Source organism: Teredinibacter purpureus, assembly GCF_014217335.1.
GTDB lineage: Bacteria > Pseudomonadota > Gammaproteobacteria > Pseudomonadales > Cellvibrionaceae > Teredinibacter > Teredinibacter purpureus.
The window spans coordinates 1,053,998-1,072,427 of sequence record NZ_CP060092.1; the positions used below are offsets into that span (position 1 = coordinate 1,053,998).

General features: G+C 44.7%; 13 protein-coding genes. 10 read left to right on the forward strand and 3 right to left on the reverse strand.

Going from position 1 to position 18,430, the window contains the following annotated elements; translation table 11 throughout:
* Positions 1 to 8: 8 nt before the first annotated feature.
* The 5 genes from H5647_RS04560 (at position 9) to H5647_RS04580 (ending at position 5,658) form a co-directional block, all read left to right on the forward strand.
* Positions 9 to 692, forward strand: coding sequence for a PIG-L deacetylase family protein (locus tag H5647_RS04560; protein ID WP_045861074.1), 684 nt, complete (start codon positions 9 to 11; stop codon positions 690 to 692).
* The gene (locus H5647_RS04565) at positions 689 to 2,101 is read left to right on the forward strand and encodes a FemAB family XrtA/PEP-CTERM system-associated protein (protein ID WP_052691871.1); all 1,413 of its coding nucleotides are present in this window, start codon (positions 689 to 691) and stop codon (positions 2,099 to 2,101) included. The genes H5647_RS04560 and H5647_RS04565 overlap by 4 nt, the downstream gene beginning before the upstream one ends.
* Positions 2,102 to 2,180: 79 nt before the next feature.
* The gene (locus H5647_RS04570; protein WP_045856655.1) at positions 2,181 to 3,269 is read left to right on the forward strand and encodes a GNAT family N-acetyltransferase; all 1,089 of its coding nucleotides are present in this window, start codon (positions 2,181 to 2,183) and stop codon (positions 3,267 to 3,269) included.
* A 10-nt stretch (positions 3,270 to 3,279) separates the two neighbouring features.
* Positions 3,280 to 4,812: an exosortase A gene (gene xrtA / locus H5647_RS04575; protein ID WP_045856656.1), complete on the forward strand. Its 1,533-nt coding sequence runs from the start codon at positions 3,280 to 3,282 to the stop codon at positions 4,810 to 4,812.
* A gap of 18 nt (positions 4,813 to 4,830) precedes the next feature.
* The gene (locus tag H5647_RS04580) at positions 4,831 to 5,658 is read left to right on the forward strand and encodes an XrtA system polysaccharide deacetylase (RefSeq protein ID WP_200911630.1); all 828 of its coding nucleotides are present in this window, start codon (positions 4,831 to 4,833) and stop codon (positions 5,656 to 5,658) included.
* Here the strand turns inward: H5647_RS04580 and H5647_RS04585 are convergent.
* Positions 5,655 to 8,246, reverse strand: coding sequence for an RIFT barrel domain-containing protein (locus H5647_RS04585; RefSeq protein WP_052691872.1), 2,592 nt, complete (start codon positions 8,244 to 8,246; stop codon positions 5,655 to 5,657). The genes H5647_RS04580 and H5647_RS04585 overlap by 4 nt on opposite strands.
* 321 nt (positions 8,247 to 8,567) lie before the next feature.
* On the opposite strand from H5647_RS04585, the gene asnB reads away from it, so the two are divergent.
* Genes asnB through H5647_RS04600 form a run of 3 tightly spaced genes read left to right on the forward strand, consistent with a single transcriptional unit; the run spans position 8,568 to position 13,012 of the window.
* Positions 8,568 to 10,517, forward strand: a complete 1,950-nt coding sequence (gene asnB, locus H5647_RS04590; RefSeq protein ID WP_236074768.1) for an asparagine synthase (glutamine-hydrolyzing) — start codon at positions 8,568 to 8,570, stop codon at positions 10,515 to 10,517.
* An 18-nt stretch (positions 10,518 to 10,535) separates the two neighbouring features.
* Positions 10,536 to 11,651 (forward strand): glycosyltransferase family 4 protein, encoded by a 1,116-nt coding sequence (locus H5647_RS04595; protein ID WP_045856659.1) that lies wholly within the window; start codon positions 10,536 to 10,538, stop codon positions 11,649 to 11,651.
* Positions 11,652 to 11,656: 5 nt separating this feature from the next.
* Positions 11,657 to 13,012 carry an O-antigen ligase family protein gene (locus H5647_RS04600; protein ID WP_052691873.1) on the forward strand — a complete coding sequence of 452 codons (1,356 nt, stop codon included), beginning with the start codon at positions 11,657 to 11,659 and terminating at the stop codon, positions 13,010 to 13,012.
* 114 nt (positions 13,013 to 13,126) lie between these two features.
* Here the strand turns inward: H5647_RS04600 and H5647_RS04605 are convergent, their stop codons facing one another.
* Together H5647_RS04605 and H5647_RS04610 are read right to left on the reverse strand one after the other, a co-directional pair.
* On the reverse strand, positions 13,127 to 13,468 hold the full coding sequence (locus H5647_RS04605; protein ID WP_045856661.1) for a hypothetical protein: 342 nt from the start codon (positions 13,466 to 13,468) through the stop codon (positions 13,127 to 13,129).
* Between the two features lie 46 nt (positions 13,469 to 13,514).
* On the reverse strand, positions 13,515 to 14,885 hold the full coding sequence (locus H5647_RS04610) for a right-handed parallel beta-helix repeat-containing protein (RefSeq protein ID WP_162926285.1): 1,371 nt from the start codon (positions 14,883 to 14,885) through the stop codon (positions 13,515 to 13,517).
* Between the two features lie 424 nt (positions 14,886 to 15,309).
* Between H5647_RS04610 and H5647_RS04615 the strand changes: the two genes are divergently transcribed.
* Together H5647_RS04615 and H5647_RS04620 are read left to right on the forward strand one after the other, a co-directional pair.
* Complete coding sequence (locus H5647_RS04615) at positions 15,310 to 16,563, forward strand: class I SAM-dependent methyltransferase (RefSeq protein WP_045856664.1); 1,254 nt, start codon at positions 15,310 to 15,312, stop codon at positions 16,561 to 16,563.
* 585 nt (positions 16,564 to 17,148) lie between these two features.
* Entirely contained in the window at positions 17,149 to 18,429 is a 1,281-nt protein-coding gene (locus H5647_RS04620) for a hypothetical protein (RefSeq protein ID WP_052691874.1), read from the forward strand.
* Position 18,430: the final 1 nt, after the last annotated feature.

Consider the following 18,430-nt stretch of genomic DNA (forward strand, 5'->3'; position numbering starts at 1 on the left):
ACAATATTATGCTGCAGCCAACTGTATTTTTAGATAGCGATAAAACGTACCACATATTATGTTTAGGCGCGCACTGCGATGACATAGAAATTGGGTGTGGTGGTGCATTGCTGGATATTCTCAAGCACAATAACAATATTCATGTGACCTGGGTCGTTTTTACGTCGAATGAAAAACGCCGTTTGGAAGCTGAGGCCGGTGCAAAATTGTTTTTAGACGGTGCGGCCTCTTCAGACGTTCGTATTTTTGATTTGCGAGATGGTTTTTTACCCTATGCAGGCGAGCGTGTTAAAGAACTGTGCGAAGACATAAAGAAAACAATTGACGTACCCGATATTGTCTTTACCCATGCACGTCACGACCGCCATCAAGATCATCGTTTTATCAGTGAACTCACCTGGAACACGTTCCGGAATCATTTGGTGTTAGAGTACGAAATCCCGAAATGGGACGGCGATATGGGCGTACCGAATACATTTATTGAATTGAGCGAAGAAACAGCGCGTAAGAAAATAGAATTTTTACAGCGTGTTTACAACACTCAACAAGAAAAGAAATGGTTCACAGACGATTTGTTTTGGTCGCTTATGCGTATTCGAGGTATGGAAAGTGGTGCCGTTAGCCGCCTTGCCGAAGCGTTCTATAGTCGAAAAATTGTATTAAGTTCTCGCGGAGTTAATAAGACTGCATGAAATTGACGAGTCTACCCGTTAGTTTAGATTCACTCGATAGCTCTGTAGATGACGAGCGTCGAAAAAAGATTGTAGATTGTAATCTTCGTTTTGAAGAAAATCGAAACAGCCTAAAAACGTTAAAAGAGCAAAAAGGCATACTCTCTCGAAAAATCGGTGCTGCCAAAAAAGCAGGTGAAGATAATAGCGCTTTGATCGCCGAGATGAAGGCTATCTCAGGCGAGGTTAAAGCGATTGAATTGATGCAGGCTGATCAGAAGCGAATAGTTGCTGAAATACTTTCGTGTATCCCTGAGGTCGATAATACACCTAGTGTTGCCGTGTTGCCCGGCCATTTTTGTGCGCATAACGGTTCCACAGAAAACGCTGATGCGAAAGATTGTTCGTTCCTTTTTGTTGACGATAGTATGGCAGAACGGTGGAACACCTTCGTTGACCAGCATGAAAGAGCGTGTATTTATCACCGTTATGAATTTCGTCAAATAATAACGAAGAGTTTCGGTCACCATGCTCTGTATATCGCGGCACTCAATGCAGCGGGTGTTATTGTTGGGGTTCTACCCGCAATAGCAACCCGAAGTCAGTTGTTTGGTCACTATATTACGTCTATTCCAATGTTCAATTATTGTGGTGCGCTCGGGCAATCGTTAGAAATAGAACAAAAGCTTATAACATTTTTGGCCGCTGCGGCACAAGAACGCGCCGCGTCCCATATTGAAATGCGAGACACCCAGCCAAGAGAAGGTTTGAAGCAAAAAACGGCAAAATTTTCTATGGTGTTATCGCTGCCAAACACTGCAGAAGCTTTAGCGTCGGCACTTGGCGCAAAAGTTCGCTCACAAATTAAAAAATCCGAAGAAAATTCGCTTCAATTTTCTGTTGGGGGGATAGAGCTCGTCGACGATTTTTATCGTGTGTTTGCAGAAAATATGCGGGATCTTGGAACGCCTGTTTATTCGAAATCGTTTTTTATAACGCTCTTAGAAAATACCAGTATAAAAAGCAATATTGTAGTCGTTTATCGCGAGGGCCAACCGGTATCGTGTGGTTTTCTGTTGAACTATAAAGGCACTATGGAGATTCCTTGGGCGTCTACACTGCGGAGCGCGAATCGTCTGAATGCCAATATGTTTATGTATTGGAATATTTTGAAATTTGCCATTACTGAAAAACAGGCATTTTTTGATTTTGGGCGTTCAAGTAAAGATGCTGGTACGTATCGCTTCAAATTACAGTGGGGCGCGACCCCCGTTCAGCTCTATTGGCATTATTGGTTAAATGGTGGGGGAGAAATGCCCGAGGTTAACCCCAATAATCCCAAATATCGTCTTGTTATTGGGGCTTGGAAGTGCCTCCCCGTATGGCTGACGAAAATAATCGGCCCGATTCTTGCTAAAAACTTACCGTAAGTTCAAACTTGAAAGGACCGCGTCTTTTTCGCACATATAACTATTGGTGAATTTAACGCCGATTTAAAAGGGTTAGCCATTGGGCTCCGAATACCACATAACGGTTTCCAGCGAGCCATTGGAGGCCATCGGCAAGCTATGGCAGGCGTTAGAGCCAAATACGGCGCAAAATGTTTTTTTGTCGTGGCGCTGGGTGAGTGCTTGGTTAGAAACTATAGCGCCCGATGCAATGCTGGTAACGCTCTTCTCGGGGGAGGACATTGTAGGGCTAGGCCTGTTCACCATAAGAGTTGAGACGCGACATCGGCTTATTCGTTCGCGTGTACTAAGGCTCGGGCGAACAGGCTGTCAGCAAGAAGACCAAATATGGCCGGAATATAACGGCTTGTTACTGCACCGTGCACATCAAGCTAGCGCGCCGTCAGCATTTATGGCGTACTTAAATACGCGAGATGACTGGGATGAATTTGAGCTGGGTGCAACGGCCGAGCCGCTCCTTAAGCACTATCAGAACAAAGCGTGTAATCCCGTAGAAAAATGGGCTGCTCCGGCGTTTGGCGTTGATTTACGTGCGGTAAAAGCAACGAATAAAGAGTATTTGGCGGGCATATCAAGAAACACTCGTTACCAGATTAATCGTTGTAAAAAGAGCTATTCAGCTGACGGCACTATTAGCTTTCGCGTGTTAAAAACGGCCGAGCAGATCAATGGTATTTGGCCAGATATGGTCACGTTACATCGCAAGCGTTGGGATCACACGCCAGAAAAAAGTGGTTTTTCGAACCCTATTTTTAGTGAGTTTCATCGCCAGCTGGTTGCACGTGCGTTGAGCGACGAAAGTGTGCACATCTGTGCTCTCTATGTTGATGATAGGTTATTAGCTTGTAGTTACAATCTATTGTGTGACGGCGTTGTCTACTTCTATTTAAGCGGCGTTATGCAGGAAACCGATAAAAATCGTAAGCCGGGTTTACTTTTACATACGTTTTCAATCGATTACTACGCACAGGCTGGTTTTCGTTATTATGATTTTATGGCAGGCGATGCACAGTATAAACGCTCTATGGCAGAGCAACATAGCATGTTGAAAATGGTGAGTTTTCAACGAAAAAAAATTAGGTTCAAGTTTGAGCGATTGGCTCGAGCATTAAAGAATAAAGTGCATTGAGTAGCGCTAGATGTATAGTATAAAAAATAAAATACAACCGAGTAACGTAGTCAAATATTGGTTACTAGGGGCCATTGCGTGGTTTGTTTTTTGGGTAGCAATTACCCAGGCTGGCCTACTTTCGGCCATGAGTGTTTGGTATATAAACGATACTTACAATCATTGTTTTTTTATACTACCTGGTGCGTTGTATATGTTTTGGCAACAGCGCGGTGCTTTATGCGCACAGGCCCCACAATTCTCTATAGTCGGTGGTCTAGGTGTACTTAGTTTGCTAATGATGTACGCGCTGGGGCAAGCTGCGTATATCGATATTTTCCAACATATTGCCATATTCGCCATGATACCGGCGGTTGTATTGATGATGTTTGGTTGGCGCATTGTCCGCAAAATTGTATTTCCGATCGCCTTTGTACTTTTTAGTATCCCTGTTGGCGAAGAGTTGATACCCATTTTTCAAGATATTACAGCGGCAATTTCAATGTATATCTTGAATCTCGCAAATATCCCTGCGTACCGTGAAGGTCTTTATATTTCAGTACCCAATGGCCATTTTGTGGTAGCTGAAGCTTGCTCTGGCGTACGATTTTTTATTGCGTGTGTGGTACTTGGCAGTGTCTATGCCTATCTAAATTTTATATCGCGATGGCGTATTGCGCTATTTGCCGTTTTTTCCGTTGTTCTTCCCATCATTGCGAACGGCATACGAGCCTTCGGTATTATCTACGTTGGGCATACTAGCGATATGCAACATGCCGTTGACGCAGATCATCTCGTGTATGGCTGGGTGTTTTTTCTTATTGTCGTTTTAATATTAGTGGGTGTTGGCCAGTTATTTTCGGATGGTCACCGTGTATGGAAAAATACTATCACTACTATCTCGGCATCGTGGTATGAGCGCTGGAATCGTCGGTCATTAGCGGCGGCGTTTGCGCCTTTAGTGGCTATGGGTATTATTGCCTATGTTGTTGAAAATCAATCGCAAGGCGACCGATTCGAATTGCCGGCAGCTACGCTTGCTAACGTGAGCGCGGGTGAAGCGGGAATGTACGATTGGGCTCCACGTTTTAATTATGCAGACAGCTACCGTGTCTCTTACGACTCCTCCGCTGGGGCTAAAGTTTATCAAGCCGTCTACGAATTAAATATTAAGGGCCGCGAACTAGTGAGTTGGGAGAATCGAATTTACGATCCCAAGCTTTGGTCTTTGCAGGGGCAGTATAATCAACGTATTGAACAGGGTTTTAAGCAAGATTTTAACATTACCGTACTGGATCTTACCTCTGTAAATGGGCGTGAGCGGCTTGTTGCTTATTGGTATGTGTTACCGAATAAAATGAGCAGTAACGGTAATTTTATTAAGCTACAGCAAGCGGTTAATACGTTGTTGTTAAAACCGAGTGGCGGTGCAATAGTGGCGGTTAGCGTTGAATACAGAGGCGAAAATACAAAGGCACGTGAACAGCTGGCAGTGTTTTTAGAACGTCAGGAAAATCATTTGTTTGAAACACAAACGGCTTCCAGCGTATCGGCGTCGAACTAATTAATTGAGGAGTATTGTGTGCAACACGCAATGACGATAGATGTAGAAGACTACTTTCAAGTAGGGGCGTTTGAGAAAATAATAACGCCCGCCGATTGGGATTCAATGCCTTCTAGAGTAGAAGCCAGTACAGACAAGTTACTGCAATTGTTTTCTGATAAAAATATTACCGCTACTTTTTTTACGTTAGGCTGGATTGCACAACGACACCCTAATATTGTTAAGCGTATTGTTGCACAAGGGCATGAACTCGCGAGTCACGGTACTATGCACCAGCGCGCTAGTCATCAGACGCGTGAAGAGTTTAAGGTGGATGTGTCTGGCGCGAAGCAACTGCTAGAAGATATTTCCGGTCAGGCCGTTATTGGCTATAGAGCACCGAGCTTTTCGTTTACCAAAGAGAATCAGTGGGTGTATGACGTATTGGCCGAAGAGGGTTACCGATACAGTTCCAGCGTGTATCCGGTAGTGCATGACCATTATGGTATTCCCGATGCGCCTCGCTCTCGGTACGAGACCGGCGCAGGTGTCGATGAAATACCGTTAAGTACATTGCCCATATTTGGCAAGAATATCCCTATTTCGGGTGGCGGTTATTTTCGATTGTACCCTTACAGTTTGACACGTTGGGCTGTTGCGAGATTCGCAAAAAATGAAACTCAGCCGTATATCTTCTATATGCATCCTTGGGAGATCGATCCTGATCAGCCTCGAATGGAAGGCGCATCTGCGAAAAGTCGGTTTCGACATTATTTAAATTTAAAGAAAGTCGAACAGCGTTTATCGAATCTTCTAGACGATTTTGAATGGAGCTCTATGGCATCGGCCTACGGTTACGGTGCTTAGTGTTCGTACAGCGAATTGTATAGCTTAGCTGCTCTGGCATTTCTAAAGCTAAGCCAATGCAGTTCCTTTTTCAGGGAAAACCGTAAGACGGCACGGGTTAGCTGTTTTAAGATTATACCGAGTAGTGCCATTTTACTTTTTCCTGTAGTTGAAGAAATAAAATTGGGGTTTACATAGACGTCTGCCTGTTGTAAATCTTCAGCCCCATAATTCTGCATTAGCAAGGCTAATATTCTAGAAAAGCTTTGCTCCTGACTTGCTTGTAAGCGCTCAACCACATAGTGCGAAAATTCATCGGCCTTTTCTCTGTACTGTGTTGATACTGCTGTATCTTCTATGCAACCACTCACAAAATAGAAAATATGCGCTTTACGAATATCCTGAGCGGTCCATGTTTCATTGGGGAAATCGAGCTTCTCTGGTTTGCTAAGGTAAGGTGTTTCGTTTTCCAGCATCCAATGAGCGTAGTGCAGGAGTGCGGCGAACGTGTAGTCATAGGCGTCGTTTTCGTTCGCACCAAATTGCTTTGCAATGATTAGGTAACGAATAACTGCCTGCAGAAAAACCGTGTAAAACCACGTGCCTTCAATATCAGACAAATTTCGTTGAGCAATATCGTCGTGAGGGTGAAAGGTATCGCGAATAATCGTCTCGACTTGAGTCAGTGCAGTGGTATGTTCATCGAGCAAAAAACGGTCGAGCAAGGCGTTGATATAGTTGCCTACGCCGCGGTCGAAGGGTAACCGGTGATATAAAAAGCCACCCTTTGGTGCAGGGCTTTTTAGCAAAGGGACGATGGTGTTTTTAAGCTGTAACAGCGTTTCTGTGAGGCCGCCAGAGCCTTCGTAGTAGTGGGTTAGCCAGTTCGCTAAGCTAACCACCGAATCGCGCGATTGGGTCTGGCCGGTAAGAAAGTAATGAAGCTGAAGGCCTTGCGTATAACAGTGTTGGCCACCAGGCCCGCCGCCCTCTGTTGGGTTAACGCCGTCCGGCTTTTGGTTGCGCGAATAGGTACGATGGCCAGCAGTGAATGCGTCTACGTAGTGGTCTGTATGCCAAAAAAGGCCGCCGTTATATTCGGCTCTATCGTTTTGTGTGTGGTAGATGTCGATATCGGCAACGTGTCTGGCGAGATCATTTGCCAGTGTGCGCCAGGTATTGTTACCCGATGTTAAATATTGCCGAACAAAACCGTACAGTGGATCGTATTGATTATTGTAATGAGATATAAACGGCGTCTCGTCGGCCTTACGGTAAAGGCTCTCATGGTCGGCGAAAATATCCCCGAAATTGCGCCACCCAAACTCGTCAATAATTTCACGCTTAGCGACAAAACCTTTTGTTGGGTGTAGGCCGTTGTTAATCAGCTTATCAAATATAGTGGGGTTATTAGTGAAGGTGGGGATACTACCACTACGTGCGACTAATTCAGGGTCGATCGCGTGTTCTACAGGGTGACGCGTCCAGGTAAGTGCTTGTGGGTCGTCACTAAAGTCAAAGAATACGGTATGCGTTTTGTGTTCGCCGCCTTGTAAACGATAGTGTTGATCCGATTGCCGTGGGAAAAGTTCTGTTGAAATTTTGTGCGGGGAGACAGAAAAACCTGAAGGAAAATTTTGCCAAAACTTATCAAGCGTTAGGCTTAGGCCACGCGTGAATATTATGGGCTGCGCACGCTCACCTTCGCTAATGGCATTGTGCCCCGTACACCGAAAGCCTTTTATATTGAGTGTAACGTCACCATCTGCGTTGACATGGTTCTTGCTATTCCAATGTTGACCACCACTGGAGTGCTGGACGATTGAAAACCCTTCGTGTTGTTCAGTTAAAGGCGTATTGGTATCAAGCTGGCAGCCAACGGTTGCGTTTTGGCCCGACGCCTTAACGGTGGTATGTAGGCGTCTAAAGGCAAATGCTGCAGGGTCATCAATATCCCAGTGACCGTTTTCATGTTGCGCGCGGTTGGGGTTCTCTAACGTTATATCCAGTCGAGCAAGTGGCGAGCTTCCGTAAAATTGCCAGCGTGATGTAAAGCGGATCGGCAGGGGTAATTGTGGGCTAGGCGAAGAGAAATGCCCATGCTGAGACAGAATGAGGGCGCTATTGGCGCTAGAGCGAACGCATTCAGTTGAATCGACAACGGCCTTTAATCGATTGTCCTGCATATCGGTTAGCTGCGGGCCGTTTAACTCAAATGCGTTATCATCGCGTACAACGGTCAGCGAGGCGTCTTGCGAGTGTAAGCGGGCGCTAAAATGTGTTGAGCCTACAACAAACATTTCACCTGACTCTAGACAATTTAAAGGCGGTGCTTCTTGAGCCGGTGGGCAGTTTGTCATCAGTGATAAATGTGTTTCTGCGTGCGCTTGAATAGAAACTTGAGTATTCACTAAGCACCAGCGCACGGAGCTGTCGGGCCAGCGCGCCGTTACGGTAAAGTCTGCCTTTAAGATTTCACCGCTATCAGTTGCGAGCGCAAGCGTGTCTGCCGAAAGGATGTTGCCTTGAGGAAAAGGTAACCCCAGCGTAATGGGTTCGTGGACGCGGGCGTAGCCCTGAGTTTCAGCAATTCGTGCGACTGGGATCATGTTTAGTGTGTAGCTCTATCCGTTAGCGATTGTTGTCATGTTCGGCGTCTATTATAGGGTTTGCAAGAAGGTGAGCAAAACTAAAAGCGCCGTAATACCGAAAATGTTCAGTTGTAACGAAATATACAGGTTTTTGCTTTATTAAAAGTGGAAAAAAATCCAACACTTTTTAGGGCCTCGTTAGGATTAAATAATCTAAATGGTTCTCTAAAGACGTAAAAACCGCCCTAAATGATCAGGGGCTTGCAAGCAGATAACAGATAACCGTAATTTGCATACTCCATTATTATGAATATCAGGTAAAATGCGCGACGTGCTTGGATGAATGCTAGCCTTCGCTCAATGCCGTCAACAATAGCGTACATAAAGATTATTACGGGAAGTGATATGTGTGGAATTGGGGGGTTTACTCGCTTTACTCATTCAACAGGCGATGAAGACACGTTGCAAATGATGGGGCAAGCTATTTATCACCGTGGGCCAGATGCTGGAGGTGTCTACCTCGATGACGCTGTAGGTTTGTGTCACCGACGCCTTGCGATTATTGATTTGTCGGACGCCGGCACACAACCTATGCATTCACACGATGGTCATTATGTGATTGCCTTTAACGGTGAAATTTACAATTTTCAGCCACTACGTGCCGAATTAATTGCCGACGGTTATGTCTTTAAATCCCAGACCGATACCGAAGTGTTGATGGCGCTTTATGCCAAATATGGCGAAGCGATGATGGACTATGTGCATGGTATGTTTGCCTTTGCACTATGGGATAAAAGAAATAAAACACTTTTTATCGCACGCGATAGGCTTGGTAAAAAACCGCTTTATTACTACATGAAAGACGATCACTTTGTGTTTGCGTCTGAGCTTAAATCCATTTTACCCTTAGATTTTATTGAAAAAGATATTCGTGCAGATGCCGTTTACGATTTCTTTACCTATCAGTATATTCCCGATCCAAAAACTATTTTTACCGATATCTATAAATTAGAACCGGGCCACTCGCTAACCGTAACGGCAGAGGGCATCACTAAACGCCAATATTGGAACGTATCGTTTAGTGAAAAAATAGACGGTAGCAGTGATGATATTGCCAGCAACCTCTTAAATCTAATCGATGAAAATGTAAAAGAGCGCATGATAAGTGATGTGCCGCTGGGCGCATTCTTAAGTGGTGGCGTAGATTCCAGTGGTATTACTGCGTTGATGGCTAAAAATTCTGACGCGCCGGTTACGACATGTTCGATAGGCTTTGATTCAAAGAAATTCGATGAAGTGAAATATGCGCTTCAGGTCGCGGAACAATATAAAACAGATCATCATGAATTGACCGTAAGTGAAAATGTAACGGATAAGCTCGAGACAATCGTAAAGTATTTTGATGAACCTTTTGCAGACCCTTCACTAGTACCCACGTACTTTGTCTCACAGCTGGCAAGACAACAGGTAACGGTTGCGCTAGCGGGTGACGGCGGAGATGAAAGCTTTGCAGGCTACAGTAAATACGGTATAGATCAGCTCGAAAACAACATCCGTAACCGTATCCCTAGCCCCATTCGTAAATGGTGTTTGCCCGTACTCCATGGCGTATTTAAATACGTGCCAGGACGGCTAGCGAGAAAGGCGCGTACATTGCTGTATACGCTTAGCCGCAGCCCAGCGTATGGTTTTTTTCTCAGTAATTCATTCTTAACCGAAGAATGTTGGAGCGGGCTTGTTCGGCCAGAATTCAAAACAAAATTGGGTGGCTATCATCCTTCAAGTGTAATGTTAAAACACTATGAAGATGCTAACGGCGAAAGTCATCTCGATAAAGTTTTATACACCGATATTAAAACGTATTTACCCGGCGATATTCTGGTGAAGGTCGACCGTATGAGCATGGCGCACTCGCTAGAAGTAAGAGCGCCCTTACTGGATGCGCGAATTGTCGAGATGGCCGCAAAAATTCCACCAGAAGAAAAGCTAAAGGGCAAAGAGAAAAAGCATATTTTGAAAAAAGCTTTTAGCCCCTATTTAAGTGACGATATTCTCTACCGTAAAAAAATGGGCTTCTCAGTACCGTTGGCCGACTGGTTGCGGGGTGAGATAAAAGATATATCGGAGAAAGCATTATTTGAACAACCAACGGGTATCAGCGACTTTTTTAACATGACCGAAGTAAAGCGTATTTGGAATGCACATCAGTCGAAGCAATACGATTATTCCAGCGAAATTTGGAGCATGGTGATGTTCCAGCTTTGGTATAAAGAATACATGGCGGGTTAAAAAAGAGACTAATTGACGATGTCGAAAACTACACTAAAAATATTACACCTTACCTATGATATGAACATAGGCGGGACCGAGCAGGTTATCCGTAACATAATTGAAGGTTTAGATAGTCAGCGCTATGCATCGTCGGTTGCCTGCATTGATGGGCAAGTCGGCCCATGGGGTAAGGCGTTAGAGTCTAAAGGTGTAAAACACTATTGTTTAACCCGCAAGCCGGGGTTTGACCTAAGAGTTATTCGCGGGTTGCGCGCCATTATTGTGGCGGGTGAATACGATATTGTGCACTGCCATCAATATACGCCCTACACTTATGGTTGGTTTGCAATGCTCGGGTTAAACAAACCAATAATATTTACGGAGCACGGCCGCTTCTACCCTGACACATCAAGCTGGAAACGTCGCTTAATTAACCCTATCTTGCAGCGCGGTACAGCGGCCAGCACGGCAATATCGGCAGCTACCAAACAGGCATTGGAAACGTACGAAAATTTAGACGGTAATAAAATCGATGTCATTTACAATGGCATCATGGATTCCAATTGCGAGCCGGATGCGGCGTTGCGAGAGGCACTTGGTATTCACAACACGGATACCGTATTCGGCACTATTTCACGTCTTGATCCCATTAAGAATCACACAATGATGATAGCGGCCTTTGCTGAGGTCTGTGGGCAGCAAAAAAATGTAAAGTTGATGATAGTAGGGGATGGGCCTATGCGCGCCGAGCTAGAAAGCTTGGTGGCAGCTCTACATTTACAGGACAACGTAATTTTTACCGGTTTTAAACCAAACCCGCAAGCCTACCTTGCCATAATGGATGTATTTCTCCTCCCTTCTTTAAGCGAAGGAACATCCATGACCCTGCTAGAAGCGATGAGTTATGCAAAACCCTCTATCGCAACTGCCGTGGGTGGAACGCCCGAAATATTGGAGCACGGCGTTACAGGCCTGTTGGTTGACAACAAAGATCAAGGCGCCTTAATTTTGGCGATGCGCGATATTTGCACCAACGAGAAAATGGCGCAGGAACTTGGTAATAATGCGCGAAAAATTTACGAGGAGCGTTTTACCCTGGCCGCAATGATTACGCAATATGAACGGTTATATGAGAGTAAAGTGAGCGATTAACAACCATGCTTAATTTTGTTTTATTTGCGGGCAGTTACGGTGGCGGAGCGTTTCTGGCCGTATTCCGAAGCCCCTCCTATGCCTTTATGGTCTACCAAATTGTTTATTTTATGAATCCACTTGAGCGATGGTGGAGTTATATGATACCCAGTTTGAGTTACTCGTTTTTTACCGTTGTTCTGATGGCGGGCGTTTTCGCAAAGGATTTTAAGCAGCACAATAAAAATAGTTTACTAGCGGCTCCCCAGTTTAAGTGGATTTATTTAATCGCTGCGGCTTATTTTATGACGACCTTTTATGCGGTTCTACCGGCGGCCAATAGTGACGGCGTAACGAACTACATTAAAATGGCTATTATTTTAAGCATTGCGTATAAAATTGTGGACACCTCTGCAAAGTTAGACGGGGTGTTAGCCGCGTTTATTGGCGGTGCTGCGTATATTGGCTATTTAGCTAGACAGTCGGGCCGCGATTATACGGGGCGTGTTGAAGGGATAGGTACGGTCGATTCACCGGATTCTAACGGCATAGCCGCTGCGATAGCACCTACCCTTATTTTGGGCCTCTATTATTTTTGGTTTTCGAAAAGTAAGATTATTAAATTTGGTATCGTCATCGCGTGTGCATTTACGGCTAACGCCATTGTGTTGATTAATAGCCGAGCATCTTTTTTGGCTATTATTGCCAGTGTTGGCTATTTCTTTATGTTTTTGTTTTTCTCAAAAATGCAGAAAAAGGGGCAAAAAGGTTCCGCCATATTGCTTATATTGCTGGGTCTTGTAGCCGCTGCTAATGTTATCGATGAAACGGCTATTAAGCGATTCCAGTCGATTAAAGAGCAGAAGATGGATACCAAGCAAGAGACGGGAAAAACGCGGGTGTTTTTTTGGATAGCCGCCATGGAGATGGCCAAAGACCATCCCTTCGGTGCTGGAGTAAAAGCCTTCGAGTATTACGCGCCCGAGTACCTTCCGCAGAACCTGCATACCGGTGCCAGTCGAAATCGCAGTGTCCACTCGAGTTGGTTCGAAGCACTTACGGAGGTAGGTTATCCTGGTTTCATTTTTTTGGTAATGATGGTTTTTTCGAGCTACAACGCCACACGTAAGTGTCGCGCGGCATTAATGAAAAAAAATTCCTACGAGGAGTTTTACAAGATTGTTGCGATTGAGTCGGCGTTTATTGCTTACCTCGTTGCCATGTCGTTTATGAATCGCTTTCGGGCAGAGATTTTCTACTGGTGTATTTTGTTTACAGCGTGCGCCTATAATATTTACATTCTCAATCCTGCGCCGGAACCGGAAGAAGGCGAGGAAGAAGATGAAAGTACAAAAAGCGCAAAGAAATGGATGCTGCCGTAACGCGCATTGACATTATTATTAATGGTTGCTGAGTGTTTTTGGTGTGATGGCTCTAGAGCGGAACGTTTAAGAGAATGCGCCCCTTTCGGGGCGCTATTGGATAACGTTGTAGTGTTAATGTTTCGTTAAATCATACAAGTTAATCGGGTTTATCAATACCAGTATGGTGGTTAATGCGTTGCTAAACGCTTCGTAATAATCGTCATCATCTTCCGTTGAAGCGTTCTCGCCTTCTATGCGAGAATTTAGTACCGCTACTTTTTCTAAATACTTTAGTTCAAACTCCTGCTCTGTCAGCTTATCTGAATCGTTCAGCATCGTCTGAAGTGCGTCGCGCTTACCTAAATCGTATTGATCATGTTCATCCCATGGCGCAATGTCGTTGCCAAGAAGAAAGGCCAATTTTCTTTGAATGATAACCTTTAAATTTAAGTCACCGATAGGGCATTCATTCATAGTCGTAGCGTTCCAATAGTAACGATTACTTGTAGTTAAGGGATTCCTATAATTCTGTGACGTTAAGGTTGTCAGGTGGCATGGGGCGATTGGATGCTTGGTATTCGTCTGCGCCTACATCCACTAACGAAGACGAAGACCGTGCATCGCCATCAATGTCGTTCAACGCATGGTCGCTGGTACTTACACGATTCATTGCGCTCGTAGCGGTTGATAACAAGCGTAAGTTCCCGGTGCTTGGTTGTACAAATAAATCGTTCGAGGCTGTGGATAAGGTGCCGGACTCCGAGTAATTCCCTGAGTTGCGAGTACCCATAGCGACATCGATTAAATTATTAATTGCCACGCTGCCTTCGGTGTTAAAGCGAAATTCAATTGATTTATTTAAGTTGCCATTCGTCAGAATAGTATTGTGTACCACCGTGGTGCTGGGTGAATCCCAGACAATAATAGCGGCATCTGAATCGAGTTTTCGTCCGTTTGAAAATAGGTTCTGTGAATAGGTAATCATGTTGTTGCGAATAATTCCGCCTGAATGGTCAGAACCTTCACCGCGTTGAACTAAACCGTACGAAATAGCGCGGTCTACATTAATAAATAGGTTGTTTTCCACAAGGGTATTCGCTGAGCCATTCCACATTAAAATGGCAGGGTTCCACCACCAAGCGGCAGAATCGGGCATATGAAGGTTTTCGAATCGGTTGGCTCTAATCACCCAGTCTCTGCCACCGTGTACATCGATACCATTTGTGTAACCCACGCCAGAGCCGTGGTCGGTACTCGGCACGGTTGAGGTGTAAGCGAAATACGAATTTTCGACGAGACCGTTGTCAGCACCGTCACCGTAAGCATTAGGGTTTGCCTTAACAAATTGTTGGCCAATATCGAGTACGTGAATGCTGTTAATAGTGGGGGTTTGCGCGCCGGGGTTATAGATAATGCCGTGGTAGTAAATATCCTGAATGGTCAGGTTCATAACGGCTAGACCAGAAGCGTTGGTCCAAATGCCGTAGGGCACGTCGCCATACTCGCTATTGTCCATTCCACGGCCCACGAGACTAACGTTCTCGCAGGTATCGCCATCTCCGCGAATCGCAATATTGTTTTTGGTGATATAAAGCGTGGAATTGAGGTGATAGGTGCCGGGCGCTAATAAAAGCGTGGTGTTGTCTTGCAAGCTTGAAATGGCAGTATGTAACTGCTCGACGGTAGCGACATTGACAAGGGTGCCCGTTACCGCAGGTAGTGAAGCCTTTGCGACACATGGGCTTTGTGCATAACCATAATGAGAAAAAATAGATAGCAATACAGACAATAATAAACAGCGTGCTGTTAGCGTGTTGGCTTGGGAATACATAGCGATGGCTCTCGATGAGTGTTCTTTCTTGGTACAGTACGTTAGATTATAAGCGTTCAAATGCAAAAAATCGCAGTACTCTGTGCAGGCTTAAGTGGCAGTTAAGGAGATTGAGAGATTAGTCATGAACTGTCGAATATTTTTACGTAATTTAATTATATAGGTGCGGTGGTTGCGTCGGAGCGGCGTAGGCTGTGCGTGTGTTAACGTTGGTATGGAAATTGTTATGTTTGCTTGGCGAATATTCCAATATGGGGGACAATAGCGGGCTGCTTGAGCTGAAACAACGTAAATGCTGCAGGTTTCCGTGTATTTACGCTAGTTCGCTGTCTTACCCACTACGTGTATTACATTCGACTAGGTCGTGTGATCGTAATTTACAGGTACATCAAACCAGTAATGTGTTGTTTCACGTATCGATATGGAAAACACTCTGTTTTTAAATATTTAACAATATAAAACAATTTGAAATTAGGAACTCTGAATGACTGATACAGGCCCCTCTAAATGCCGTTTTTGTAATGATAACCTAGAGCATAGTTTTGCCGATTTAGGTTTGTCACCGCTTTGCCAAACACACATTAAACCAGAAGAACTTAATAATGCTGAGTACTACTACCCATTGCATGCCTATGTGTGTACCAGCTGCTGGTTAGTTCAGCTTGAGGAGTTTGTTTCTCCAGACGATATCTTCAGTGACTATGACTATTTCTCGTCGTATTCAACAAGCTGGGTCGAGCATGCCAGAAAATACGTCGAATATGTGAGTGATCGTTTTAGCTTGGGTAAAGACAGTGCGGTGTTTGAAATTGCCAGTAATGATGGTTATTTGTTACAGCATTTTGTGAAAGCGGGTGTACCGGTATTGGGTATCGAACCCGCTGAAAACATTGCAAAGGTCGCTAACGAAAAAGGGATTCGCACGACAGTTTGTTTCCATGGCCAAGCGTCAGCCACAAAGAATGTTGAAGCTTACGGTAAAGCCGATTTAGTGTTGGGTAACAATGTTCTAGCGCATGTGCCTGATATTAATGACTTTATTTCAGGGTTGAAAACCCTGCTGAAGGACGATGGCGTGATCACCATGGAGTTTCCACATTTACTTCAGCTTATCGACCAGAACCAGTTTGACACTATCTACCACGAGCATTTCTCCTACTTGTCATTTTTAACCGTAGAAAAGATGTTTAAGCACCACGGCCTAACGTTGTTTGATGTGCAGGAAATTCCCACGCACGGTGGGTCGTTGCGCATCTTTGGTCGTCATACAGAATCTGAGGCACACGCTGTAACCGACAATGTTACACAGTTGCGCGATAAAGAGCTTGGCTTCGGCTTGGGGTCTCTCGATGTGTACCTTGCGTTTCAGGAGAAAGTGAAAAAGACGAAACGCGACCTATTGAAGTTTTTAATCGAAAAGAAAGAAGAAGGCAAAAGCATTGTTGCTTACGGCGCGCCCGGCAAAGGCAACACGCTACTTAACTACTGTGCTATTCGAGAAGATTTCGTCGATTTTACGGTTGATATGAGCCCGCAAAAACAAGGCAAGTACACGCCCGGTTGCAGGCTCCCTATTTTGCACCCTGATGCGATTAAAGAGCATAAGCCAGATTACATTTTGATTTTACCGTGGAACTTAACGAAAGAAATTGTCGGTCAGAATGAAGATGTTTTTGAGTGGGGCGGCAAGTTTGTAAGACCAATTCCTGAGGTTTGTATTATAGATAAGCCGCAATAGACGTTTATATAAACGTAACAATATGTAAAAAGTAATCATTGGTCGTTAAAAATACGCTCTATGGGTATATCCTGTAGAGCGTATTTTTTTTCTAGCGTTATAAATTCACCCGTTGAGGTAAAGGTGGGTGTGGTCACTTTTGCCAAATATACATTAATTTATTTTTTCGTTGCAGTAAAATCTCACTGACTTAGATCGTAAAAGTGATTAAAACGGGTATGACCGATAGTAACGCTCTAAGCCAGCTTAAGCTTTTTAATGATAATGTCATGAGTTTTTAGTTCTAGAGAATAAGTACCGTAATATTTAACTATCACCATCGTGTAATGATTAGGCGCCGACTTATTTTTCCGGTTATATGGAAATGTTTATCGCGTTACTACTTCCTTTTTATAAGCCAAAAGTGTGACGTCTCTCCCTAAGAGATAATCAGTAATGGTCTTATACTGGAAGGGCAAAAAGCATAGGCTATGATCTTTACAGGGACGTCTGTTAGACGATTTACAAATTTACGTCACCCAGAACACCCTTCAGCGTGACTGTTTCGAAAGTCGAACGGAAAATTATTAATCAGTGGTAAATGAAATGAAAAAATTTAAGCGCAATCTGTTCATGGCAACAGTTTTATCCTGTGTTATGAACTCCGCCTACTCGGCGATCGACCTTTCGGATATACCCCTTTTCAACATCAACAACCTCGAATTTGAAGGTGGTTTCCGTCTTCCCACCGCCTCGTATGGCGACTCGAATATTACCTATTCAGAAGGCCCTCTTACCGTGGGCGCCAATGGTGACTCGATTTTTATTGTCGGGCACGCCAATCAACAAGCTATTGGCGAGTTTTCCATACCGGAATTGGTCAAAAGCATGGATGTGGCTAATTTTAATTATGCCGAAAAAATCCAAAATTTTAGCCGTGTACTAGGCCGTCCCTTCGGCGGAAACTCAGAGGGCCATGATCGTATTGGTGGCTTGGAGTACATCAATGGTGAATTGGTCGTGAACACTTGGGTGTATTACGATGGCGGTTCTAGCGCAAGAGACACCACGTTGGTGGTGAAAGACGCCGCCAACTTGTCGACTTCATCTGTAGCCGGCTATCATCGAATGTCGGCGCGTGCCCACGCCGCCGGTTGGATCTCCCCTGTACCGAGCGTATGGCAAGATGCACTCGGTGGTAGTTATATTGCGGGCGCATCAAGTGGTGAACCTATTATTAATCGGCTGAGCGTGGGGCCATCGGCGTTTACGTTTAACGCGGATGTCTTTAATACAGACTCACTGGCCGCACAAGATATTGCGCTAACCACATTGCTGGATTTCAGCTTACAAAACCCTGTAGGGTATGAAAGCGGCGATCTTAGTCGTTACCTCGAAAATGGTTCACGTGATAACTTGTTATGGACGCATCTGTCTAGAGCTAATTATGGTTTTGTGGTACCGGGCACCCGCACTTACATGACCTTAGGCTATAGCGGGGGAATGGCGTCTGGTGTGGGTTATAAAATCGATCAGGGTTCTGGGCAAGATTGCCCTGGGTACTGTGCGTACCAGTCTTCCGACTATTCGAACTACTATTGGCTTTGGGATCTGAGCGATCTAATCGAGGTAAAAGCGGGTAGGATGAATGCTCATGATGTGGAACCCTACGCGTATGGTCGTTTAGCTGACGACAGCTATGCGCACAATGGTTACAACCGTATTATTGGTGGTGCTTACGATTACGCGAATAATCGCCTCTATCTCTCTTTGGAGCGTGGCGATGCGTCGGATTATGGTTGGGCGCCCAGTATTGTGGCATTTAGCATTAAAACGCCGGCGCCACCTTTGGCACCGGCCAATGTTGAAGTTAGAGAAGGAACATAAT

Bases quoted from the DNA above. Each gene is read 5' to 3' on its own strand.
- H5647_RS04560 (WP_045861074.1), top strand. From the start codon at position 9: ATGCTGCAGCCAACTGTATTTTTAGATAGCGATAAAACGTACCACATA.
- H5647_RS04565 (WP_052691871.1), top strand. From the start codon at position 689: ATGAAATTGACGAGTCTACCCGTTAGTTTAGATTCACTCGATAGCTCT.
- xrtA (WP_045856656.1), top strand. From the start codon at position 3,280: ATGTATAGTATAAAAAATAAAATACAACCGAGTAACGTAGTCAAATAT.
- H5647_RS04585 (WP_052691872.1), bottom strand. From the start codon at position 8,246: ATGATCCCAGTCGCACGAATTGCTGAAACTCAGGGCTACGCCCGCGTC.
- asnB (WP_236074768.1), top strand. From the start codon at position 8,568: ATGAATGCTAGCCTTCGCTCAATGCCGTCAACAATAGCGTACATAAAG.
- H5647_RS04595 (WP_045856659.1), top strand. From the start codon at position 10,536: ATGTCGAAAACTACACTAAAAATATTACACCTTACCTATGATATGAAC.
- H5647_RS04600 (WP_052691873.1), top strand. From the start codon at position 11,657: ATGCTTAATTTTGTTTTATTTGCGGGCAGTTACGGTGGCGGAGCGTTT.
- H5647_RS04605 (WP_045856661.1), bottom strand. From the start codon at position 13,468: ATGAATGAATGCCCTATCGGTGACTTAAATTTAAAGGTTATCATTCAA.
- H5647_RS04615 (WP_045856664.1), top strand. From the start codon at position 15,310: ATGACTGATACAGGCCCCTCTAAATGCCGTTTTTGTAATGATAACCTA.
- H5647_RS04620 (WP_052691874.1), top strand. From the start codon at position 17,149: ATGAAAAAATTTAAGCGCAATCTGTTCATGGCAACAGTTTTATCCTGT.